Origin of the sequence: Streptomyces sp. NPDC057565, from assembly GCF_042801455.1 — a bacterium.
GTDB lineage: Bacteria > Actinomycetota > Actinomycetes > Streptomycetales > Streptomycetaceae > Streptomyces > Streptomyces yanii.
In genome coordinates, this window is the sequence record NZ_JBHVFU010000004.1 from 163,904 (window position 1) to 183,295 (window position 19,392).

A 19,392-nucleotide genomic window follows, 5' to 3' on the forward strand; every position below is an offset into this window, starting at 1 on the left:
CGTACCCCGCCCGCGCTCACCGGGCCTGCAGGACCACCAGCGCCAGATCGTCGTCCGGCGGGCGCTCGGCGAACTCGTGAACGGCGCGTTTGATCCGGTCCGCGATCCCCTCCGCGGTCAGCCCGGCGCACCCGGCCAGCGCCCGGGCGAGACCGTCCCCGTCGTCGAACATCGCCGGCCCGGAGCGCCGCTCCGTGACCCCGTCCGTGACGCAGAGCAGGCTGTCCCCCGGCGCCAGGTCGAAGCTCTGGCTCTCGTATGCGACGTCCTCGACGACCCCGAGCAGCACCTGCGGCTCGGCGGCGGTCCGCACGGTGCCGTCGGGCCGCAGCAGCAGCGGCAGCGGATGGCCCGCGCTGGCGAGCGTGCAGCGCACCCCGCCACCGGGCAGCGGCACCATTTCCCCGTACAGCAGGGAGAGGAACCGGGGCTGCCCGCCGTCCGGCAGCTGCGGACCGTCCTCCCGCAGATGCTGGCCGCCCTCCGCCAGATGCTGCCCGCCGGCGGCCGCGACCATGAGCGCGGCGGCCTCGGCGGCCTCCATCGCGTCGTCGAGAAGCAGCCGGTTGAGCCGGTCCAGCACCTCACCGACGCGGAACCCCTCCCGGGCCAGCAGCCGCAGCCAGGGCCGGGCGAGACCGGTGACGACGGCGGCCTCGGGGCCGCTGCCCTGCACATCGCCGAGGATGAAGCACCAGCGGTCGCCGGGGCACGAGAAAATGTCGTAGAAGTCACCACCGACGACACCGTCGTCACTGGGCTCGTACACCAGTGAGCTGGTGACGCCGGGGATGTCGGCGACCTTGCTGGGCAGCAGTCCGCGCTGCAGGATGCGGCTGATGGTGGCCTGCCGGGTGTACGCGCGAGCGGCGCCGACGGCGAGGCCGACGCGGCGCACGAAGTCCTCGATCAGCGCGGTCACCCCGTCGGGGACGCGGGCGATGCCCTCCCGCCCCAGGAGTACGGCTCCGAGCGTGCGGCCGCCGGCGGTTATGCGAAAGGCGAGCGCGGCCCCCGCACGTCCGCTGGAGCGCTCGTCGGCGCCCGGGCCGGTCCCGTCCTCGTCGGCACCGGGCCACGGCATGGAGACGGGCCCGGTGCCCACCCGCTCCGGCAACCGGATCGGGTCCTGTTCCAACACGGGGCGCAGCTGCTCGGTCTCGGCCTCGTCACGGTGCCAGACGCTCGCGAGCCGGGGGACGGCAGCGGGCCCGCCGTTCTCCGGCTCCAGCCAGATCGCGCACCAGTCGGCGAGTCTGGGCACCAGTAACTGCCCGGCGAGCGCCGCCACGATGTCCTCGTCGAGCTGACCGGCAAGCAGGTCGGAGGCCTCGGCGAGGAACGAGAGCGCACCGCGGCCCGCCCAGTCCGCGTCGTCGCGCAGAGCGCGCCGGGAGGTGGGGGCGAGCAGTTCGGCGGTGCGCAGCCCGCCCCGGAGTTCCGGCTCGGCGGCCGGCTCGGGCAGCGCGGTCCAGTCGTCGACGGGCAGACGGGCCCAGACGGTCTTGAGGCCGGTGCGGTACGTGATGCCCCAGCGTTCGGCAAGTGCGGCGACGACCTGCAGCCCGCGCCCGCCCTCGGCCGGGTCGTCCGGGTCCGCCGCGGGCACCGGGTCAGGGCGATCGCTGTGTACGGAACGGGTGGGGTGGTGGTCGGCGATCTCCAGCACCAGGGCTGCGGCCTCGTCCCCGGCCGCTTCCTCCAGCCGGAAGAGGAGTTCGACGGCGGTCCCGGCGTGCACGACGGCATTGGTGACGAGCTCATCGGCGACGATCAACGCGTCGTCGGCCAGCCGGTCGCTGAAGCCCACGGCCGCGGGCAGCCCGAGCCCGGTCCACTCGGCAAGAGCGGACCGGACGAACCGGCGCGCGGCGGCCGGCGCGAGGAGGTTCCCCGGCAGGCTCGTCCGGGCGACCGGCCGCGCGTCCGCCCGCCCGACGTGGGTATCGGGACGCTGAACAGAGTCCCGTTGCAAGGGAATGGGCCCCATGGCGCCGCTCCTGACCTGTTCTCGCACGGCCTGTTTCGCGCCGTATGCCGCTGACGACACGGACAGAGTGACAGACCGGCCCTCCCCAGAAGCACCGAGTTACCGAAGTGGGATGGGAGGAGAAGACGCAGGAACCACGATCAGGAACGGGGATCAGGAACAGCGGTGCGGACGGGGCAGTCCGCACCGCCCGCACCACGGGCCGTGCCTACGCCTCGCGGGCACCCACGTACATCTCGTCGATGAGGCTCTTGTACGCGCGCTCGACGACCGGCCGCTTGAGCTTGAGGCTCGGCGTCAGCTCGCCGTGCTCGACGTCGAGGTCGCGCGGCAGCAGCCGGAACTGCTTGATGGTCTGCCAGCGCTGCAACCCCCCGTTGAGCCGCTTCACATAGCCGTCGATGAGCTCCACGGCCTGCGGGGACGCGACCACGTCGGCGTACGACTTGCCCGCCAGGCCGTTCTCGGAGGCCCAGCCGAGGATGGTCGGCTCGTCGAGGGCGATCAGGGCGGTGCAGTAGTTACGGTCCGCGCCGTGCACCAGGATGTTGGAGACGAACGGGCACACCGCCTTGAACTGTCCCTCGACCTCCGCCGGGGCGACGTACTTGCCGCCCGACGTCTTGATCAGGTCCTTCTTGCGGTCGGTGATCCGCAGGTAGCCGTCCACCGAGAGCTCGCCGATGTCACCGCTGTGCAGCCAGCCGTCGGCCTCCAGCACCTCGGCGGTCTTCTCCGGCTGGCGGTGATAGCCCTGCATGATGCCGGGGCCGCGCAGCATGATCTCGCCGTCGTCCGCGATCCGTACCTCGGTGCCGGGGAGCGGCTTGCCGACCGTGCCCGTGCGATAGGCCTCGCCCGGGTTGACGAAGGAGGCGGCGCTGGACTCGGTGAGCCCGTAGCCCTCAAGGATGTGAATGCCGGCGCCGGCGAAGAAGTAGCCGATCTCGGGGGCGAGCGCCGCGGAGCCGGAGACACAGGCGCGGAGCCGACCACCGAAGGCCTCGCGGATCTTGGCGAAGACCAGGGCGTCGGCGACCTTGTGCTTGGCGCCGAGGCCGAACGGGACCGAGACCGTGCCGGTACGCCGGAAGTTGTCCTGGGACACCTTCGCGTACTCGCGTGCGACCCCGGCCGCCCACTGGAAGATCTTGTACTTGGCGCCGCCACCGGCCCGCGCCTTGGACGCGACCCCGTTGTAGACCTTCTCGAAGATACGGGGCACAGCGGCCATGTACGTCGGCTGGACCACCGGCAGATTCTCGATGATCTTGTCGATCCGGCCGTCGACGGCGGTGACATGGCCGACCTCGATCTGGCCCGAGGTGAGGACCTTGCCGAAGACGTGCGCGAGCGGCAGCCAGAGGTACTGGACGTCGTCCTCGGTGATCAGGCCGGTCGCCACCGTGGCCTTGGCCATGTACGACCAGTTGTCGTGCGGCAGCCGCACGCCCTTGGGGCGGCCGGTGGTGCCCGAGGTGTAGATCAGGGTGGCCAGCTGGTCGGCGGTGATCGCGTCGACCCGCTCCTTGACCGCGCCCGGGTTCTCCGCCAGGAGCTCGGCGCCGCGGGCCTCCAGATCGGCCAGCGAGAGCACCCAGCCCTCGGGGTCGGCCGCGTCGGGCTCGACGCCGTCCGGGTCGATGACGACGACATGGGCGAGGTTCGGCAGGTCCGCGCGGCACTCGCGGGCCTTGGCCAGCTGGCCGGCGTCCTCGGCGATCAGCACCCGGCTCTCGGAGTCGGCAAGGATGAACGACGATTCCTCGGCGTTCGTCGACGGGTAGATCGTGGTCGTCGCGGCGCCCGCGCACATCACACCGAGGTCGGCGAGGATCCACTCGACGCGGGTGGCGGAGGAGAGCGCGATCCGCTCCTCCGGCTCCACCCCCAGACCGATGAGCCCTGCGGCGATCGCGTACACGCGGTCCGCGGCCTGTGCCCAGCTCAGCGACTTCCATTCGTCGGCGCCCTGTCCGGTGGCCGAGGGGACCGGGTAGCGGTAGGCCTCGCCGTCCGGAGTGGCCGCAACGCGGTCGATGAAGAGGGTCGCCACGGAGGGCGGTCGGTTATCGATCAGGGTCTGTGTGTCGCTCACGACATCCTCCGGGCCTGCGGCAGTGCTTCACGACCGGTTGTTTGGTTGCTGCGTGCTGCTGCTTGATCCTGCTTGGGTGCGTCCGTCTGCGTGCTGATCCTGCGTGTGTGATTCCGCTTGTTTAACTCGTGAGTAACTACGAGCCGTGATCAGGGTAGAGCGCGCACGTCCGCCGCGTAAGAGGCAATCGGACGCCGCTTCATAACAAACGGACCCCCACGCCGCAGGGTGCTGCGACGCAAGGGTCCGTTGGGGCTACCACCGAGTAGGGGCAGCGGGGCTCAAGCCGGGCAGAAGCGGAAATCCGGCGGGAACTACTTCTTGCCCTTGCCCTCCCCGCCCGACTCGTCGGTGGACAGCACGGCGATGAAGGCCTCCTGAGGCACCTCCACATTGCCGACCATCTTCATCCGCTTCTTGCCTTCCTTCTGCTTCTCCAGCAGCTTCCGCTTACGGGAGATGTCACCGCCGTAGCACTTGGCGAGGACGTCCTTGCGGATGGCGCGGACGGTCTCACGGGCGATGACCCGGGAGCCGATGGCCGCCTGGATCGGCACCTCGAAGTTCTGCCGCGGGATGAGCTCGCGCAGCTTGGCGACGAGCCGCACGCCGTACGCGTACGCCTTGTCCTTGTGCGTGACCGCGGAGAACGCGTCGACCTTGTCGCCGTGCAGCAGGATGTCGACCTTGACGAGCTGGGCGGACTGCTCGCCGGTGGGCTCGTAGTCGAGCGAGGCGTAACCCCGCGTCTTGGACTTCAGCTGGTCGAAGAAGTCGAAGACGATCTCGGCGAGCGGCAGGGTGTAGCGGATCTCGACCCGGTCCTCGGAGAGGTAGTCCATGCCGAGCAGGGTGCCGCGCCGGTTCTGGCAGAGCTCCATGATCGAGCCGATGAACTCGCTGGGCGCGAGGATCGTGGCGCGCACGACGGGCTCGTGCACCTTGTCGATCTTGCCCTCGGGGAACTCGCTCGGGTTGGTGACGATGTGCTCGCTGCCGTCCTCCATGTCCACGCGGTAGACCACGTTGGGGGCGGTGGCGATCAGGTCGAGACCGAACTCGCGCTCCAGGCGCTCGCGGATCACGTCGAGGTGGAGCAGACCGAGGAAGCCGACGCGGAAGCCGAAGCCGAGGGCCGCGGAGGTCTCCGGCTCGTACACCAGGGCGGCGTCGTTGAGCTGGAGCTTGTCGAGGGCCTCGCGCAGGTCGGGGTAGTCCGAGCCGTCGAGCGGGTACAGCCCCGAGAACACCATCGGCTTGGGGTCCTTGTAGCCGCCCAGCGCCTCGGTCGCGCCCTTGTTCAGGGAGGTGATCGTGTCACCGACCTTGGACTGCCGGACGTCCTTCACACCGGTGATGATGTAGCCGACTTCGCCCACACCGAGACCGTCGGCCGGGGTCATCTCCGGGGAGGAGACACCGATCTCCAGCAGCTCGTGGGTGGCGCCGGTGGACATCATCTTGATGCGCTCGCGCTTGTTGAGCTGGCCGTCGACGACACGGACGTACGTGACGACACCGCGGTACGAGTCGTAGACCGAGTCGAAGATCATCGCGCGGGCGGGCGCGTCGGCCTTGCCGACGGGCGCCGGGACGTCCCTGACCACCCGGTCCAGCAGGGCGTCCACACCGATGCCGGTCTTCGCGGAAACCTTGAGGACGTCCTCGGGCTGGCAGCCGATGAGGTTGGCAAGCTCCTCGGAGAACTTCTCCGGCTGCGCGGCCGGCAGGTCGATCTTGTTGAGCACCGGAACGATGGTGAGGTCGTTCTCCATCGCCAGGTAGAGGTTGGCCAGCGTCTGGGCCTCGATGCCCTGCGCGGCGTCGACCAGCAGGATCGTGCCCTCGCAGGCGGCGAGCGAGCGGGAGACCTCGTACGTGAAGTCCACGTGGCCCGGCGTGTCGATCATGTTGAGGACATGGGTGCTGCCCTGGCCGTCGCCCGTGGTGGGCGCCCAGGGCAGACGTACCGCCTGGGACTTGATGGTGATGCCGCGCTCGCGCTCGATGTCCATCCGGTCGAGGTACTGAGCGCGCATCTGCCGCTGGTCGACCACACCCGTCAGCTGAAGCATCCGGTCGGCAAGGGTCGACTTGCCGTGGTCGATGTGCGCGATGATGCAGAAGTTGCGGATCAGCGCCGGGTCGGTACGGCTCGGCTCGGGCACGTGGATAGGAGTCGCGGGCACGCAGGGTCCTGATTCTTGAGACGCCGAACGCCGTGTCTCGGGTCGATGTCGGGTCGGTCGGATCGTTACGTAGCTTCCATCGTCCCACGCCCGCGGGGCAGAGACCGGTTTGGGCCGGTAGGAGCGCGGCTGGTACCGTTGACAGCTGTGCTTCGTGGCCCTTTCGGGCGGCGGGGCGCACATCGAAGATCCAACGAACCTGAAAAGGCTCTTTCGTGGCGAACATCAAGTCCCAGATCAAGCGGAACAAGACGAACGAGAAGGCGCGCCTGCGCAACAAGGCCGTCAAGTCCTCGCTCAAGACCGCGATCCGCAAGGCCCGTGAGGCTGCCGCTGCGGGCGACGTCGAGAAGGCCACCACGGCCGTTCGCGACGCTTCGCGCGCGCTCGACAAGGCTGTCTCGAAGGGCGTCATCCACAAGAACGCCGCCGCCAACAAGAAGTCGGCGCTGGCCTCCAAGGTTGCCGCCCTCCAGGGCTGAGCTTTCTGATGTAACCGCCGGAACGGACCAGCGGGCCCTCTCTCCCGCCCCTGCCCGGCCCCCGCGCCGCACACCGAACCTGCGTTCGCCACGCGGGTGCGGCGCACCAAGCGTGAAACCGAGGCCCCGACCATCGCCCTCCCCAGAGCGACAGCCGGGGCCTTCGGCATGCCCTGTCGCAAGGCGGCCCCGAAGTCCTTGGACTAGCGCCGCCCGGCCCGCGCTGCCCGCGCAACAGCGACCACGGCCTTCTCCAGGGCGTACTCGGGGTCGTCCCCGCCGCCCTTCACGCCCGCATCCGCGTCCGCGACCGCCCGCAGAGCCGCCGCCACCCCGTCCGGCGTCCACCCCCGCATCTGCTGCCGCACCCGGTCGATCTTCCACGGCGGCATGCCCAGTTCACGGGCGAGATCCGCAGGCCGGCCGCCGCGCGCCGCGGACAGCTTGCCGATCGCCCGTACGCCCTGCGCCAGCGCACTGGTGATCAGCACCGGCGCCACCCCGGTCGACAGCGACCAGCGCAGTGCCTCCAGCGCCTCCGCGGCCCGCCCCTCCACCGCCCGGTCGGCGACCGCGAAACTGGACGCCTCCGCACGACCGGTGTAGTAGCGCCCGACGACCGCCTCGTCGATCGTGCCCTCGACATCCGCAACCAGCTGCGACACCGCGCTCGCCAGCTCCCGCAGATCGCTGCCGATGGAGTCGACGAGCGCCTGGCACGCCTCGGGGCTCGCGGAACGCCCCAGCGCCCGGAACTCCGACCGGACGAACGAGAGCCGCTCGGCAGGCTTCGTGGTCTTCGGGCAGGCGACCTCCCGCGCACCCGCCTTGCGCGCCGCGTCCAAAAGCCCCTTGCCCTTGGCGCCGCCCGCGTGCAGCAGGACGAGCGTGATCTCCTCGGCCGGTGCGTCGAGGTACGCCTTGACGTCCTTGATCGTGTCGGCGGAGAGATCCTGCGCATTGCGCACGATCACCACCTTGCGCTCGGCGAAGAGCGACGGGCTCGTGAGCTCGGCAAGGGTGCCCGGCTGGAGCTGGTCGGAGGTGAGGTCGCGGACGTCCGTGTCGGCGTCGGACGCGCGGGCCGCCGCCACCACCTGCTGCACCGCACGGTCGAGGAGGAGGTCCTCCTGGCCCACGGCGAGCGTGAGGGGGGCGAGCGGATCGTCGGTGGAATTCCTTCTGGTGGCCATCGCCGTCCAGCATCCCACGCCCCTCCGACAGCCCGGCTTCGACGCCTCTCCCCGCACCCGTCGCCGTACCGGAGAATGGGCAGGTGAGCGATGTGAGACATGTACTGGTGCTGCCCGACCGCGATACCGCGCAGGAGGTGGCCGTGGAGCTCGCCGACCGTTTCGGAGTCGCCGAGGAACCTCAGCTCGTACGCGACGCGCTGGCCGGCGAGGACGACGCGGAGGACGCCCAGTGGCTGGTGGTCGTGGAGGACGCGGACGGCCGGCTCGACCCATCGGCACTCGACGAGCTGGCGGCGGAGTACGAGGGCTGGCTGGAGGCGCCCTGAGGGCTGTCCGGCGCTGTTCCGCCGGACAGAGCACCCAGCCGCGGCGGCCCCGGCCGCAGCACCCCCGGGACTCAGCCCTTGGGGACGATCTGGATGTCCATGTCGATGGCGATGCTGGAGCCGACGGCGGCGATACCACGGGCCAGCATGGTCTGCCAGGTGAGGGTGAAGTCCTCACGGTGCAGCTCGGTGGTGGCCCGGCAGGCCGCCCTGGTCTCCCCCTCGAGACCATTGCCGAGGCCGAGGTACTGGGTGTCCAGCATCACGGTACGGCTGACGCCGTGAAGGGTGAGCGCGCCGCTCACGCCCCAGCGGCTGCCGCCCCGGTGAACGAAACGGTCGCTGTAGAACTCCATCGTCGGATAGCGCCCGACGTCGAGGAAGTCGCTGGACCGCAGATGGTCGTCGCGCATCTGCACGTTGGTGTCGATCGACGAGGCGTCGATGATCACATGCATGGCGGAGTCCTCCATGCGGTCGGCGATCCGTATCGCACCTGCGAATGTGTTGAATCGGCCATGGATACGGGCCAGCCCGATGTGGCGGGCCGTGAAGCCGATCTGGGAGTGGTTCGGCTCGATCTCCCACTCACCGGGGTCGGGCAGCTGCGGGGGCGCGGCCACCTGGAGCATGACGTCCCCGAGTCCCGCGTGGCCGCTCTCGGAGACCGTGACCGAACCGTGGAACGGGGTGAAGCCCTCGGCCGTGACAGCCAGCCGGTAGTCACCTGCCGGCACGGTGGCGAGGACGGTCCCGAAGGGGTCCGTCTCACCGCCGACGACCTTGCGGCCCGCACTGTCCGTGACGACGAACTCGGCCTGCTGAACAGCCTCGTTGACCGGATCGAGGACGCGGCAGCTCAGGACTCCCGCACTGCGCGGCACCGTGAGTCCCGCCAGCGGGTTGCCCTGCGCCGCACTCGTTGCGTTCTTGCTTCCCAGCCAACGGCCGAACATCTTCACGTACCCCCCGGGGAGATTCACCTTGGGGCCGAACGGCTGGACGTCGTTGTCGGAGCAGCGGCCCGCCGACGAGCATGCATTCGATCACTCTTGGGGTGTTCGAGGCAAACGGAGGGACTGGGAGCGGCTTGGGTGGAGGTGTTACCGAAGGTCCGAATTGAATGTTCCGCTTGTACGCTTCACCCGTTGCGCCCGAAAATCTCAACCTGATGGACCGTGGGCAACCGGTGGAGACGCAGCCCGAAGTGTTCATGGTAGGCGTCGAGCACCTCGGCGTCCGTGGCGAGCGGCACCTCGCGGCGTTCGCCACGCACGGTGGTGACGAGCGTGCGGCCGCTCAGGGTGACCCGGCCCTCGTCGGTGAGCCGGGAGCAGACCACGGACCGGGTGAAGTGGGAGGCGGGCGAGGTGCGGTGGTACCAGGCGCCTGCCCGGAAGTCCGCAAGAGCGCGGGGTCGCAGATCCAGCCGGAACTGCAGCGCCCCGTCGCGCAGTACATCGAGATCCCCGGCACCGGCTCCCGCGGTGCCGTCGCCGTCCTCGGCGTCGGGCGTCTCCCGGATCCGGAACGTACCGCTCGGATCCTCCTGGTCCGTGCGGTCGTCGAGTGCGAGCGGATGGCAGGCGTGGTCGCCGAAGCCGACATCGACGAGCCAGGGGCCGGTGCTGTCGTCGGTCTCGACGCGCAGCGCGAGATGGTCGTACGGGATGCCGAGCCGTCCGTCGTCCCCGTAGACGCGGGCCTGGAGGAGGGTCACGCGGAATCCGAGGGCCCGGAGCAGCGCGGCGAAGGTCGCGTTGAGTTCGTAGCAGAACCCGCCGCGCCGGGCACCCACCACCTTGTCGAGGAGCGCCTTTTCGTCCAGCACGATGTCTTCGCCGAGATGGATCGACAGGTTCTCGAAGGGCACGGCGGTGAGGTGTCGCAGCTGCAGCTCGCGCAGAGCCGCTACGTCGGGACGTGCGGGACGGTGGGCGCCGATGCGGTCGAGGTACGCGTCGACGGTCTGTCGCGATTGCGGGTCCATGGCCGAAGTCTGTCCGGGAGCCCTGCGGCACGCCATGAGCCGGTGGTCCTAGGACCACCGGCCGAGGTGCGGCATTGCCCGTTCTCGCCAGTGCTGCGACCGGAAAGGTCTGCCGGGAAGCTCGCGGCGTCCGGTGCGGTGCATCGCAAGGCGGAGGATCGCCCTCGTACCGGACGTACTCGGGGGCGCGGTCGGCCGGATGGTGGTCATGAGCGCCCGACCGCTCGCAGCCGCGACCCGGCGCCCGTCACCGCGATCGCGCCGTCCAGGTCCGTGCGCAGCACCACCGCTCCCCCGCCCCTCAGCGCCTCGACGGTCCGGGCCGCCGGGTGCCCGTACGGGTTGTCCCTGCCCACACTCACCAGGGCGAGCCGCGGGCGCGCGCTGCGCAGCAACGCCGGGTCCTGGTGGGCGGATCCATGATGGGCGACCTTGAGGACATCCACCCGCGGAAGCGCCGGGTACTGGCGCAACAGCCCTTGCTGGGCCATGGGTTCGAGGTCACCGAGGAGCAACAGGCTCAGTCCGCCGGTCCGGACGAACAGCGTGACACTGGCGTCGTTCGGCTCCTCCGGTACGAGGCCTGCCGTCGCGCCTCCCGCCGGCCACAGAACTCGCCAGTCGAGCGTACCGATGCGGCGGCGCTCTCCCGCTGCCGCCCGTACCAGAGGGACCCGCGCCGCTGCGGCTGTTCTGCCTACGAACGCCGCCTGGTCCGGTGGTTCGTCCAGACTCGTCGTCTGGATCGCGCCGACCGCTCTGTCCCGCAACACGCCGGGCAGCCCCCGGACATGATCGGCATGAAAATGCGTGAGCAGCAGAAGCGGCACCCTGGTGATGCCCAGGTCACGCAGGCAGCGGTCGGCCAGACGTGGATCGGGGCCGGTGTCGATCACCACGCCCTCGCCGTCCCCCGACGCAAGCACCATGGCGTCGCCCTGACCCACATCGCACATCACAAACGCCCAGTCAGGTGGCGGCCACCCCGTCAGCACCCGGGTGAGCGGCGCCGGGCGCAGCACCGCGAGGACCAGAAGCAGCGCGGCAGCCGAACAGACCCATGGGTGACGCGCGACACGGCGGGCGGACAACGCCGCCAGGGCCGTGAGGGCGGTCAACAGGAGCGCTCCCCGCCAACCGTCGGGCCAGTCGATCTCCGCCCCGGGAAAAGCCGCCCCGGTGCGGGCCACCGAGGCGATCCACCCGGCCGGCCGGCCCGCGATCCGGGCGAGCAGCTCGGCCACGGGCATGGCCACCGGTGCCGCGGCGAGCGCGGCGAACCCGAGGACGGTGGCGGGCGCAACCGCGAACTCGGCCAGCAGGTTGCACGGAATCGCCACCAGACTGACCCGCGAGGCGAGCACCACGACGACGGGCGCGCACACCGCCTGCGCCGCGGCGGCCGCACCCAGCGCCTCGGCAAGCCGGGGCGGCACACGCCTCCGTTGCAGCGCGGCACTCCATCGCGGGGCGACCGTGAGCAGGGCGCCTGTCGCCAGAACGGAGAGGACGAAGCCATAACTGCGCGCCAGCCACGGGTCGTACAGCACGAGCAGCAGAACGGCGGCGGCCAGTGCGGGAATCAGCGAGCGGCGGCGGCCCGTACCGATCGCGAGCAGTGTGATCAGCCCGCAGACCGCGGCGCGCAGCACGCTCGGCTCCGGTCGGCACACGACGACGAAGGCGAGCGTGAGTCCGCCGCCGAGCAGCGCGGTCATCCGCAGCGGGATGCCCAACCGGGGTGCCAGGCCACGGCGTTCGGCCCGGAGCGCGGCGCCGGGCGGTCCGATGAGCAACACGAGCAGGATCGCCAGGTTGGCACCGGAAACCGCCATCAGGTGCGTGAGGTCGGCTGCTCGGAACGCCTCGTGGAGTTCGGGGGTGACCCTGGAGGTGTCGCCGACGACCAGCCCCGGCAGCAGCGCCCGCGCATCGGGATCCAGCCCGTCCGTCGCTCGTCGCAGGCCCGCGCGCAGTTCGCCCGCTGTGCGCTGGAGAGGAGTCGGCGGCCCGGTGACGCGAGGCGGCCCCTTGCCGTCCGGACGCAGGATCGCGGCGTTGCGTTGCCCGCTGTGCAGCGGTGGCGCGAGTCGGCCGCTCACGTGCAGCCTCGTGGACGGCAGCAGCCGCTCCCATCGCGCCGTCGAGCCGGAGGGCGACACGATCAGCAGCACCGGGGTGCGGAGACGGGTGGTGGCACCGCCGGGTGCCGTGAGCCCGGTGATCTCGGCGTCCAGGAGGAGGGCGGCCGGGGCGCTGTGGTCGCCTTGGACCTGGGGGCGGGTCCGGCGTGCGTCGGACGTGACCGTCACCTCCGCCTCGACCCTCGCGAAACGGTCGGCCAGACCGGGTACGGGCCCCTGCCGTGCGTCCGCGCCGTGCAGGCCCGCGGCCGTCGCTCCGGCCGCCGCGCAGAGCAACGCCGCCGCGGCCGCGGTGGCATGGAGCCTGTGCCGGTTTTGTCCGCCGCCGCCCTCACCGCCCTCGCACTCCCGGTGGTCGGCGGGCCGAGCACGCGCTGCGCGGGTCGCCGAGGCCCGTGAGACGCCGAGGAGTACCAGGGCGGCGACGAAGCAGAGCGCCGTCCCCGCGGCCGTCCAGCGCCAGGGCGCACCCACGGCGAGCGCCGCGGCGGCCCAGGCCGCGAGGGCCGGCGGGACCAGTCGCAGATCGACCGGGCCCTCCTGTCGCGGGTCGGCGGCGCCAAGCCGTCGGCCCGACGCCGTATGGACGTCCGGTGGGACGTGCGGGCGGGTCATGGTCGTACCAACGGTTGGAGATCGGCGAACCGGCGGTCGCCGATCCCGTTGACCTCACGGAGTTCGTCGACGGAACGGAAGCCGCCGTGCTGCGCGCGGTAGTCGAGGATGTGCTGGGCGAGGACCGGACCGACGCCGGGCAGGGTGTCCAGCTGTTCCACGGTCGCGCTGTTGAGGCTGACCGGCCCGGTCGCCGGGCCACCACGACCACCCGTGCCGGCGCCGCCCGGGGCACCGGAGACGAGTGGCCCGGGTGGCGCGCCGACCACGACCTGTTCCCCGTCCAGCAGCACCCGTGCCCGGTTGAGCCCGGTGATGTCCACGCCCGGCCGGGCCCCGCCCGCCGCCCGCAGCGCGTCGGCCACCCGCGCTCCTGACGGCAAGGGGTAGATGCCCGGCCGCCGCACCTTGCCGCTGACGTCGACGACGATCCGCCCGTCCGGTCCTGGGGTGGCCGGTGGTCCGGGTGACGGATCGGGGGTACGGACGGGATCCGTCGTCGGGTCCGATGTCGGGGCGTGCGCACGCTCGTTGACCGGATCGGGCGCCCGTACGGACTGGGGCCGTACGGACCAGAAGTGGACCGCTGCGAAGACTGCGGCAGCCACCAGGACAACGGTGAGCGCGGCAAGGGTTCGCGGCTCCAGACCGCACCTGAGCCGCAACCACATCGGGATCCGCTCCCGCACCGCGGGCATCATGCGCTCCCACCGCCCCGGCGCAGCCGGAGCCGGCTCGACCACCCGCGCCGGCTCGTCGGACGGCGCGGCACTCTCCGGACGAGGAACTGCCGGTGCCGGTGCGGGGACCGTGTCCGGGGGCGGGGCCCACGACCCCGTCACCGACCGGTCCGCACGTCCTCCGTACGCCCCCGCCATGAGCGCGTCCGCACGTCGCCGCGAAGCGGCGGCGACCACGGCGGCGCGCCCCCGCGAAGGCCGTCGCCGCCCGGGTCCGGAACCGGGTCCAGAACCGGGATCAACGCCTTGGCCCGCACCGGGCCTGCGTCGGTCCCGCACGTCCGAGGCCGCAGCGCGGCCGGGTCCACTTCCGCTGCTTGCACGATGTGATCGGGGAGCCATGCCTCATGACGCTAGGCACATGTGCCCGAACCCGCTGAGCAGGCTCATATCCGGTGGACAACCGACCGGTTGTGGATATCTCGCTCGCTCCCAGGAGTGAGATCAACGCGGCGAAACCACTGCTCCCAGCAGCCCCGGGCCGGTGTGCGCACCGATCACGGCACCCACCTCGCTGACATGCAGTTCGGCCAGTCCCGGGACTCGCACGCGCAGCCTCTCGGCCAGTCGCTCGGCGCGCTCGGGCGCCGCCAAGTGGTGCACGGCGATGTCCACCCGGCCCGTGCCCGCCCGCTCGACGACGATCTCCTCCAGCCGTGCAATCGCCTTCGAGGCCGTCCGCACCTTCTCCAGCAGCTCGATCCGGCCGCCGTCCAGCTGCAGCAGCGGCTTCACCGCGAGCGCCGACCCCAACAGGGCCTGGGCCGCGCCGATGCGTCCACCGCGTCGGAGATAGTCGAGCGTGTCGACGTAGAAGTACGCGGAGGTGCCCGCGGCCCGCTTCTCGGCGGCCGCGACCGCCTCGTCCAGGCTGCCGCCCCCCTCTGCCGTCTCCGCCGCCGCCAGGGCGCAGAATCCCAGAGCCATGGCCACCATCCCGGTGTCCACGACCCGCACCGGCACCGGAGCGTCCTTCGCGGCGAGCAGCGCGGCATCGTACGTACCCGAGAGCTCGGCCGAGAGGTGCAGCGAGACGATGCCGGCTGCGCCCGCCTCGGCCGCCGCCCGGTACGCCGCGGCGAAGACCTCGGGGCTGGGCCGGGATGTCGTCACGGGCCGTCGTTTCTGGAGCGCCAGCGCGAGGGAGCGGGCCGAGATCTCGGTGCCCTCCTCCAGCGCCTGATCGCCGAGGACGACGGTCAGGGGCACTGCGGTGATGCCATGCCGCTCCATCGTCTGGGGCGGCAGGTGGGCCGTGGAATCGGTGACGATCGCGACATGGCGGGACATGAGCGGGAGGTTACCCGCCGAGGCGGTGGCTCGGCAGTCCGCCCCCGAGCGAGTGATCACATCCGATCGCTTCAGGGCGCATCCTGCCACCCCCGTCACGTCGGTTCGAGCCTGACGCGACGGCCGCACGCCTCGGCACGCCCGGGCCCGACGCCCCGCACACGTGCGTACCGTGCCCACAACCGCCCATATGCCTGACCGAAGGCCCCGGTCGGATCCGCCCCGCCGCCTCAGTTCGTCGTCTCGGGCCGCGTGGCCTTCTGCCACGGATAGCCCGTCTGCCCCCGAGGATCCCGAGCCGTGAGCGCCTCCGGCCCCTCCTCGCCGACCGGCGCATTCCACGCCCTGCCGTCCCCACCCGGGCGTGCCCCCGCACCGGCGCCGGCCCGCCCGTCGGTCCGGGCGTCCGCCCCCGCCGAAGACTCCATGGGCTCCTCCACCGTCCAGTGCCGCAAGGCCCCCGCCTCCACGTCGATCTGCGTGTTCAGCGCCGCCAGATCGTCGTCGGCGAACCGCCGTGCCCGGTCGCGCGCGGCCCACCGCAGCGACTCCGCGGAGTGCGTGATCCGCTGCGTGCGCTGCTTCAGCCCGGGCAGCAGCGAGGCGACCGTCGCCCGGTCGGGCTCGCGCTCCAACCGCTTCAGCTCCTCGTCGAGCTCCCGCCCGTGGACGCTCAGCCGCTGGAACAGCCCCAGCGACTCCGACAGCGAGGCGTCCTCGGCCACCCCTGTCTGCAGCGCCTCCTGTGTGGCCCGCATCGACGTGCGCAGCGTGAGCCGGAGCTGCGCCAGCTCACCGGCCACACCCGGCTGGCCATAGCTCTTCGCCCGGAGGGTGGTGTCCTCGACGGTGCGGCGTGCCTGCGTGATCGTGCGGTCCACGCCGCGCTTCGCCGCGCCGATGGCCTTGACGCTCACATAGACGCCCAGGGCCACGAACGCGACAAAGAGCAGCCCCAGGATCAGGATCACGGCTTCCATGACGCCCCTCGATGTCGATTCGGCCGGCGAGTACCGGCCCCTCAACCGTAAACGGAACGGGCAGGCCGCGGGTTCCGTCGGAACCCCCAACCTGCCCGTAGGGGAAAGCCCTCACACCGCCGTACGACAACCGGCGGTCAGCCGCAGACCCGGCCCGTCACGCGGGGACGATGTTGACCAGCTTCGGCGCCCGCACGATCACCTTGCGGATCCCGGCCCCGTCCAGGGCCGCGACCACCGCCGGGTCGGCCAGGGCCAGCGCCTCCAGATCCTCGTCCGAGATCGACGGGGAGATCTCCAGCCGAGCCTTGACCTTGCCCTTGACCTGCACCACGCAGGTCACGGTCTCGTCCACGACGTACGCCGGATCGGCGACCGGGAAGTCCTGGTGCACGACCGACTCGGTGTGGCCCAGTCGGCGCCACAGCTCCTCGGCGATGTGCGGCGCCAGCGGCGCGACCAGCAGGACCAGCCGCTCGGCGACGGACCGGGACAGCGGGCCGCCCACCTTGGTCAGGTGGTTGTTCAGCTCGGTGACCTTGGCGATGGCGGTGTTGAAGCGCATCCCGGCCATGTCCTGGCCGACACCGTCGATGGCCTTGTGCAGCGCGCGCAGCGTGTCCTCGCCGGGCTCGGTGTCCACGACGGTGACCTCACCGGTCTCCTCGTCGACGATGTTGCGCCACAGCCGCTGCAGCAGTCGGTACTGGCCGACGACGGCGCGCGTGTCCCACGGACGCGACACGTCCAGCGGGCCCATCGCCATCTCGTACAGACGCAGCGTGTCCGCCCCGTACTCGGCGCAGATCTCGTCGGGCGTGACGGCGTTCTTCAGGGACTTCCCCATCTTGCCCAGGACGCGGCTGACCTTCTCGCCCTGGTGGTAGAACGTGCCGTCGCGCTCCTCGACCTCGGCCGCCGGGACCGCGATGCCGCGGCTGTCCCGGTAGACGAAGGCCTGGATCATGCCCTGGTTGTACAGCTTGTGGAACGGCTCCGCCGACGAGATGTGCCCCAGATCGTGGAGGACCTTGGACCAGAAGCGGGCGTACAGCAGGTGCAGTACGGCGTGCTCGGCGCCGCCCACGTACAGGTCGACACCACCGGTCGGCTGACCCTCGCGCGGCCCCATCCAGTACTGCTCGATCGCCGGGTCGACCAGCTTCCGGTCGTTGTTCGGATCCAGGTAGCGCAGCTCGTACCAGCAGGAACCGGCCCAGTTGGGCATGGTGTTGGTCTCGCGGCGGTACTTCTTCGGGCCGTTGCCGTCGCCCAGGTCCAGCGTGACGTTGACCCAGTCCGCGTTCCGGGACAGCGGAGTCTCGGGCTGGGTGTCGGCGTCCTCCGGGTCGAAGGTGCGCGGCGAGTAGTCGTCGACCTCCGGCAGCTCCAGGGGCAGCATCGACTCGGGCAGCGGGTGGGCGATGCCGTCCTCGTCGTAGACGATCGGGAAGGGCTCGCCCCAGTAGCGCTGGCGGCTGAACAGCCAGTCACGCAGCCGGAAATTGACAGTCCCCTCGCCCAGGTCCTTCGCCTTCAGCCACTCGGTGATCTTCGCCTTGGCGTCGACGACACCCAGGCCGTCCAGCGAGATCTCTTCGTTGGCGGAGTTGACCAGCTTCGCGTCGTACGAGGCGAACGCGTCGTCCCACGTGGAGGTGTCCGTACCGCGGTCGTCCGACGGCTCGACTACGCAGCGCATCGGCAGCTCGAAGGCGCGCGCGAACGCGAAGTCGCGCGCGTCGTGCGCCGGTACGGCCATGATCGCGCCGGTGCCGTAGCCCATCAGGACGTAGTCGGCGATGAAGACGGGCACCTTCTCGCCGCTGACCGGGTTGGTCGCGTACGCGCCGGTGAAGACACCGGTCTTGTCCTTGGCCTCGGCCTGGCGCTCCACATCGGACTTGGCGGCGGCCTGCTTGCGGTACGCGGTGACGGCCTCGGCCGGGGACGCGTGTCCGCCGGTCCACACCGGGTGGGTGCCCTCGGGCCAGGCGGCCGGAATGACCCGCTCCACCAGCTCGTGCTCGGGCGCCAGCACCATGTACGTGGCACCGAACAGGGTGTCCTGGCGCGTGGTGAAGACGGTGATGTCACCGGCGCCGTCGACCGGGAAGTCGACGCGCGCGCCCTCGGAACGCCCGATCCAGTTGCGCTGCTGCAGCTTGATCGCCTCGGGCCAGTCCAGCCCGTCCAGGTCGTTCAGCAGCCGGTCGGCGTAGGCGGTGATGCGCATGTTCCACTGGCGCAGCTTGGCCTTGAAGACCGGGAAGTTGCCACGCTCGGAACGGCCGTCGGCCGTCACCTCTTCATTGGCCAGCACGGTGCCCAGGCCCGGCGACCAGTTGACGGGGGCGTCGGAGGCGTACGCCAGGCGGTACTCGCCCAGGACATCGGCGCGCTCGGCGGCGCTCAGCCCGCTCCAGTCGCGGCCGTCCGGGGTCGGGCGCTCACCGTTCTCGAACTGCGCGACCAGGTCGGCGATCGGCCGGGCCCGGTCCGCCTCGGTGTCGTACCAGGAGTTGAAGATCTGCAGGAAGATCCACTGGGTCCACTTGTAGTACTCCGCCTCGATCGTCGCGAACGAGCGGCGCTTGTCGTGGCCCAGACCCAGCCGGCGCAGCTGGGACTTCATGTTGACCATGTTGGCCTCGGTGGAGGCGCGCGGATGCGTACCGGTCTGTACGGCGTACTGCTCCGCCGGCAGGCCGAAGGCGTCGAAACCCAGGGTGTGCAGCACGTTGTGCCCGGTCATGCGCTGGTGGCGGGCGAAGACATCGGTGGCGATGTAGCCCAGCGGGTGACCGACGTGCAGGCCCGCACCCGAGGGGTACGGGAACATGTCCATGATGAACTTCTTCGGCCTGGCGGCCAGCTCCGCATCGCCCGCCAGGTCGCCGGTCGGGTTCGGTGCCTCGTACGTGCCGTGGGCGTCCCAGAAGTCCTGCCAGCGTGCCTCGATGTCGGCGGCCATCGCCGCCGTATAGCGGTGCGGCGCAGCCACGTCGACTGCGGAATTCGTCTCGCTCATGATCCTCAAAGCTCCATCGATCGTCATCTGCCAGCGCTTACGGAAACGAAAAAGCCCCTCGCACAGGAGGGGACGCCGCGCCGATTCCAACCAGGCATTCACACCGGTCGGGACTGATCAGCGCGGCCCGCTAAGCAGAAGGCGTACGGCACGCATGGCGTCAGGGTACCGCACGGGCCCGGAGCGCAGCCGGACGATTCCGCTCCGTGGACGACGGCGGACGGCCGGGGCACCGGCGAGGCGGCGGCGGAGCACGCACGGGGCCACGGCGGAACGCCCGGGAAGCGGGGGTTACTCCGCGTAACGCCCCCTATCGGGGCA

General features: G+C 71.0%; 13 protein-coding genes. 2 read left to right on the forward strand and 11 right to left on the reverse strand.

What is annotated here, in order from left to right; all coding sequences use genetic code 11:
- Window positions 1–16: 16 nt before the first annotated feature.
- From ACFU8W_RS10830 to lepA, 3 genes are all read right to left on the reverse strand, one after another.
- Complete coding sequence (locus tag ACFU8W_RS10830) at window positions 17–1,990, reverse strand: SpoIIE family protein phosphatase (protein ID WP_384034626.1); 1,974 nt, start codon at window positions 1,988–1,990, stop codon at window positions 17–19.
- A gap of 208 nt (window positions 1,991–2,198) precedes the next feature.
- A complete protein-coding gene (locus ACFU8W_RS10835; RefSeq protein WP_384034629.1) occupies window positions 2,199–4,088 on the reverse strand; it encodes an AMP-dependent synthetase/ligase in 1,890 nt (629 codons plus the stop codon).
- A 314-nt stretch (window positions 4,089–4,402) separates the two neighbouring features.
- Window positions 4,403–6,277, reverse strand: coding sequence for a translation elongation factor 4 (gene lepA, locus ACFU8W_RS10840; protein WP_384034632.1), 1,875 nt, complete (start codon window positions 6,275–6,277; stop codon window positions 4,403–4,405).
- Window positions 6,278–6,492: 215 nt separating this feature from the next.
- On the opposite strand from lepA, the gene rpsT reads away from it, so the two are divergent.
- The gene (gene rpsT / locus ACFU8W_RS10845) at window positions 6,493–6,759 is read left to right on the forward strand and encodes a 30S ribosomal protein S20 (RefSeq protein ID WP_030921110.1); all 267 of its coding nucleotides are present in this window, start codon (window positions 6,493–6,495) and stop codon (window positions 6,757–6,759) included.
- Between the two features lie 203 nt (window positions 6,760–6,962).
- On the opposite strand, the gene holA is transcribed toward rpsT, so the two are convergent.
- Window positions 6,963–7,952 (reverse strand): DNA polymerase III subunit delta, encoded by a 990-nt coding sequence (holA, locus tag ACFU8W_RS10850; RefSeq protein WP_384034636.1) that lies wholly within the window; start codon window positions 7,950–7,952, stop codon window positions 6,963–6,965.
- A gap of 83 nt (window positions 7,953–8,035) precedes the next feature.
- On the opposite strand from holA, the gene ACFU8W_RS10855 reads away from it, so the two are divergent.
- The gene (locus tag ACFU8W_RS10855) at window positions 8,036–8,281 is read left to right on the forward strand and encodes a hypothetical protein (RefSeq protein ID WP_384034638.1); all 246 of its coding nucleotides are present in this window, start codon (window positions 8,036–8,038) and stop codon (window positions 8,279–8,281) included.
- A gap of 71 nt (window positions 8,282–8,352) precedes the next feature.
- Here ACFU8W_RS10855 and ACFU8W_RS10860 read toward each other — a convergent pair whose 3' ends face one another.
- The 7 genes from ACFU8W_RS10860 to leuS form a co-directional block, all read right to left on the reverse strand.
- Complete coding sequence (locus ACFU8W_RS10860) at window positions 8,353–9,237, reverse strand: YceI family protein (protein WP_345512783.1); 885 nt, start codon at window positions 9,235–9,237, stop codon at window positions 8,353–8,355.
- A gap of 185 nt (window positions 9,238–9,422) precedes the next feature.
- On the reverse strand, window positions 9,423–10,271 hold the full coding sequence (locus ACFU8W_RS10865; protein ID WP_384034641.1) for an arylamine N-acetyltransferase: 849 nt from the start codon (window positions 10,269–10,271) through the stop codon (window positions 9,423–9,425).
- Between the two features lie 206 nt (window positions 10,272–10,477).
- A complete protein-coding gene (locus ACFU8W_RS10870; RefSeq protein ID WP_384034644.1) occupies window positions 10,478–13,030 on the reverse strand; it encodes a ComEC/Rec2 family competence protein in 2,553 nt (850 codons plus the stop codon).
- On the reverse strand, window positions 13,027–13,728 hold the full coding sequence (locus ACFU8W_RS10875) for a helix-hairpin-helix domain-containing protein (protein ID WP_384035335.1): 702 nt from the start codon (window positions 13,726–13,728) through the stop codon (window positions 13,027–13,029). The genes ACFU8W_RS10870 and ACFU8W_RS10875 overlap by 4 nt, the downstream gene beginning before the upstream one ends.
- A 486-nt stretch (window positions 13,729–14,214) precedes the next feature.
- Complete coding sequence (locus ACFU8W_RS10880; RefSeq protein WP_266985775.1) at window positions 14,215–15,060, reverse strand: DegV family protein; 846 nt, start codon at window positions 15,058–15,060, stop codon at window positions 14,215–14,217.
- Window positions 15,061–15,290: 230 nt separating this feature from the next.
- Window positions 15,291–16,040 (reverse strand): hypothetical protein, encoded by a 750-nt coding sequence (locus tag ACFU8W_RS10885; protein ID WP_345518365.1) that lies wholly within the window; start codon window positions 16,038–16,040, stop codon window positions 15,291–15,293.
- A gap of 157 nt (window positions 16,041–16,197) precedes the next feature.
- Complete coding sequence (leuS, locus tag ACFU8W_RS10890) at window positions 16,198–19,071, reverse strand: leucine--tRNA ligase (protein WP_384034648.1); 2,874 nt, start codon at window positions 19,069–19,071, stop codon at window positions 16,198–16,200.
- Window positions 19,072–19,392 lie beyond the last annotated feature (321 nt).

What these genes read in the sequence shown, in the direction of transcription:
- ACFU8W_RS10870 (WP_384034644.1), bottom strand. Translation starts at nt 13,030, where the DNA reads ATGACCCGCCCGCACGTCCCACCGGACGTCCATACGGCGTCGGGCCGA.
- holA (WP_384034636.1), bottom strand. Translation starts at nt 7,952, where the DNA reads ATGGCCACCAGAAGGAATTCCACCGACGATCCGCTCGCCCCCCTCACG.
- leuS (WP_384034648.1), bottom strand. Translation starts at nt 19,071, where the DNA reads ATGAGCGAGACGAATTCCGCAGTCGACGTGGCTGCGCCGCACCGCTAT.
- ACFU8W_RS10885 (WP_345518365.1), bottom strand. Translation starts at nt 16,040, where the DNA reads ATGGAAGCCGTGATCCTGATCCTGGGGCTGCTCTTTGTCGCGTTCGTG.
- ACFU8W_RS10880 (WP_266985775.1), bottom strand. Translation starts at nt 15,060, where the DNA reads ATGTCCCGCCATGTCGCGATCGTCACCGATTCCACGGCCCACCTGCCG.
- ACFU8W_RS10875 (WP_384035335.1), bottom strand. Translation starts at nt 13,728, where the DNA reads ATGCCCGCGGTGCGGGAGCGGATCCCGATGTGGTTGCGGCTCAGGTGC.
- ACFU8W_RS10830 (WP_384034626.1), bottom strand. Translation starts at nt 1,990, where the DNA reads ATGGGGCCCATTCCCTTGCAACGGGACTCTGTTCAGCGTCCCGATACC.
- ACFU8W_RS10865 (WP_384034641.1), bottom strand. Translation starts at nt 10,271, where the DNA reads ATGGACCCGCAATCGCGACAGACCGTCGACGCGTACCTCGACCGCATC.
- ACFU8W_RS10860 (WP_345512783.1), bottom strand. Translation starts at nt 9,237, where the DNA reads ATGTTCGGCCGTTGGCTGGGAAGCAAGAACGCAACGAGTGCGGCGCAG.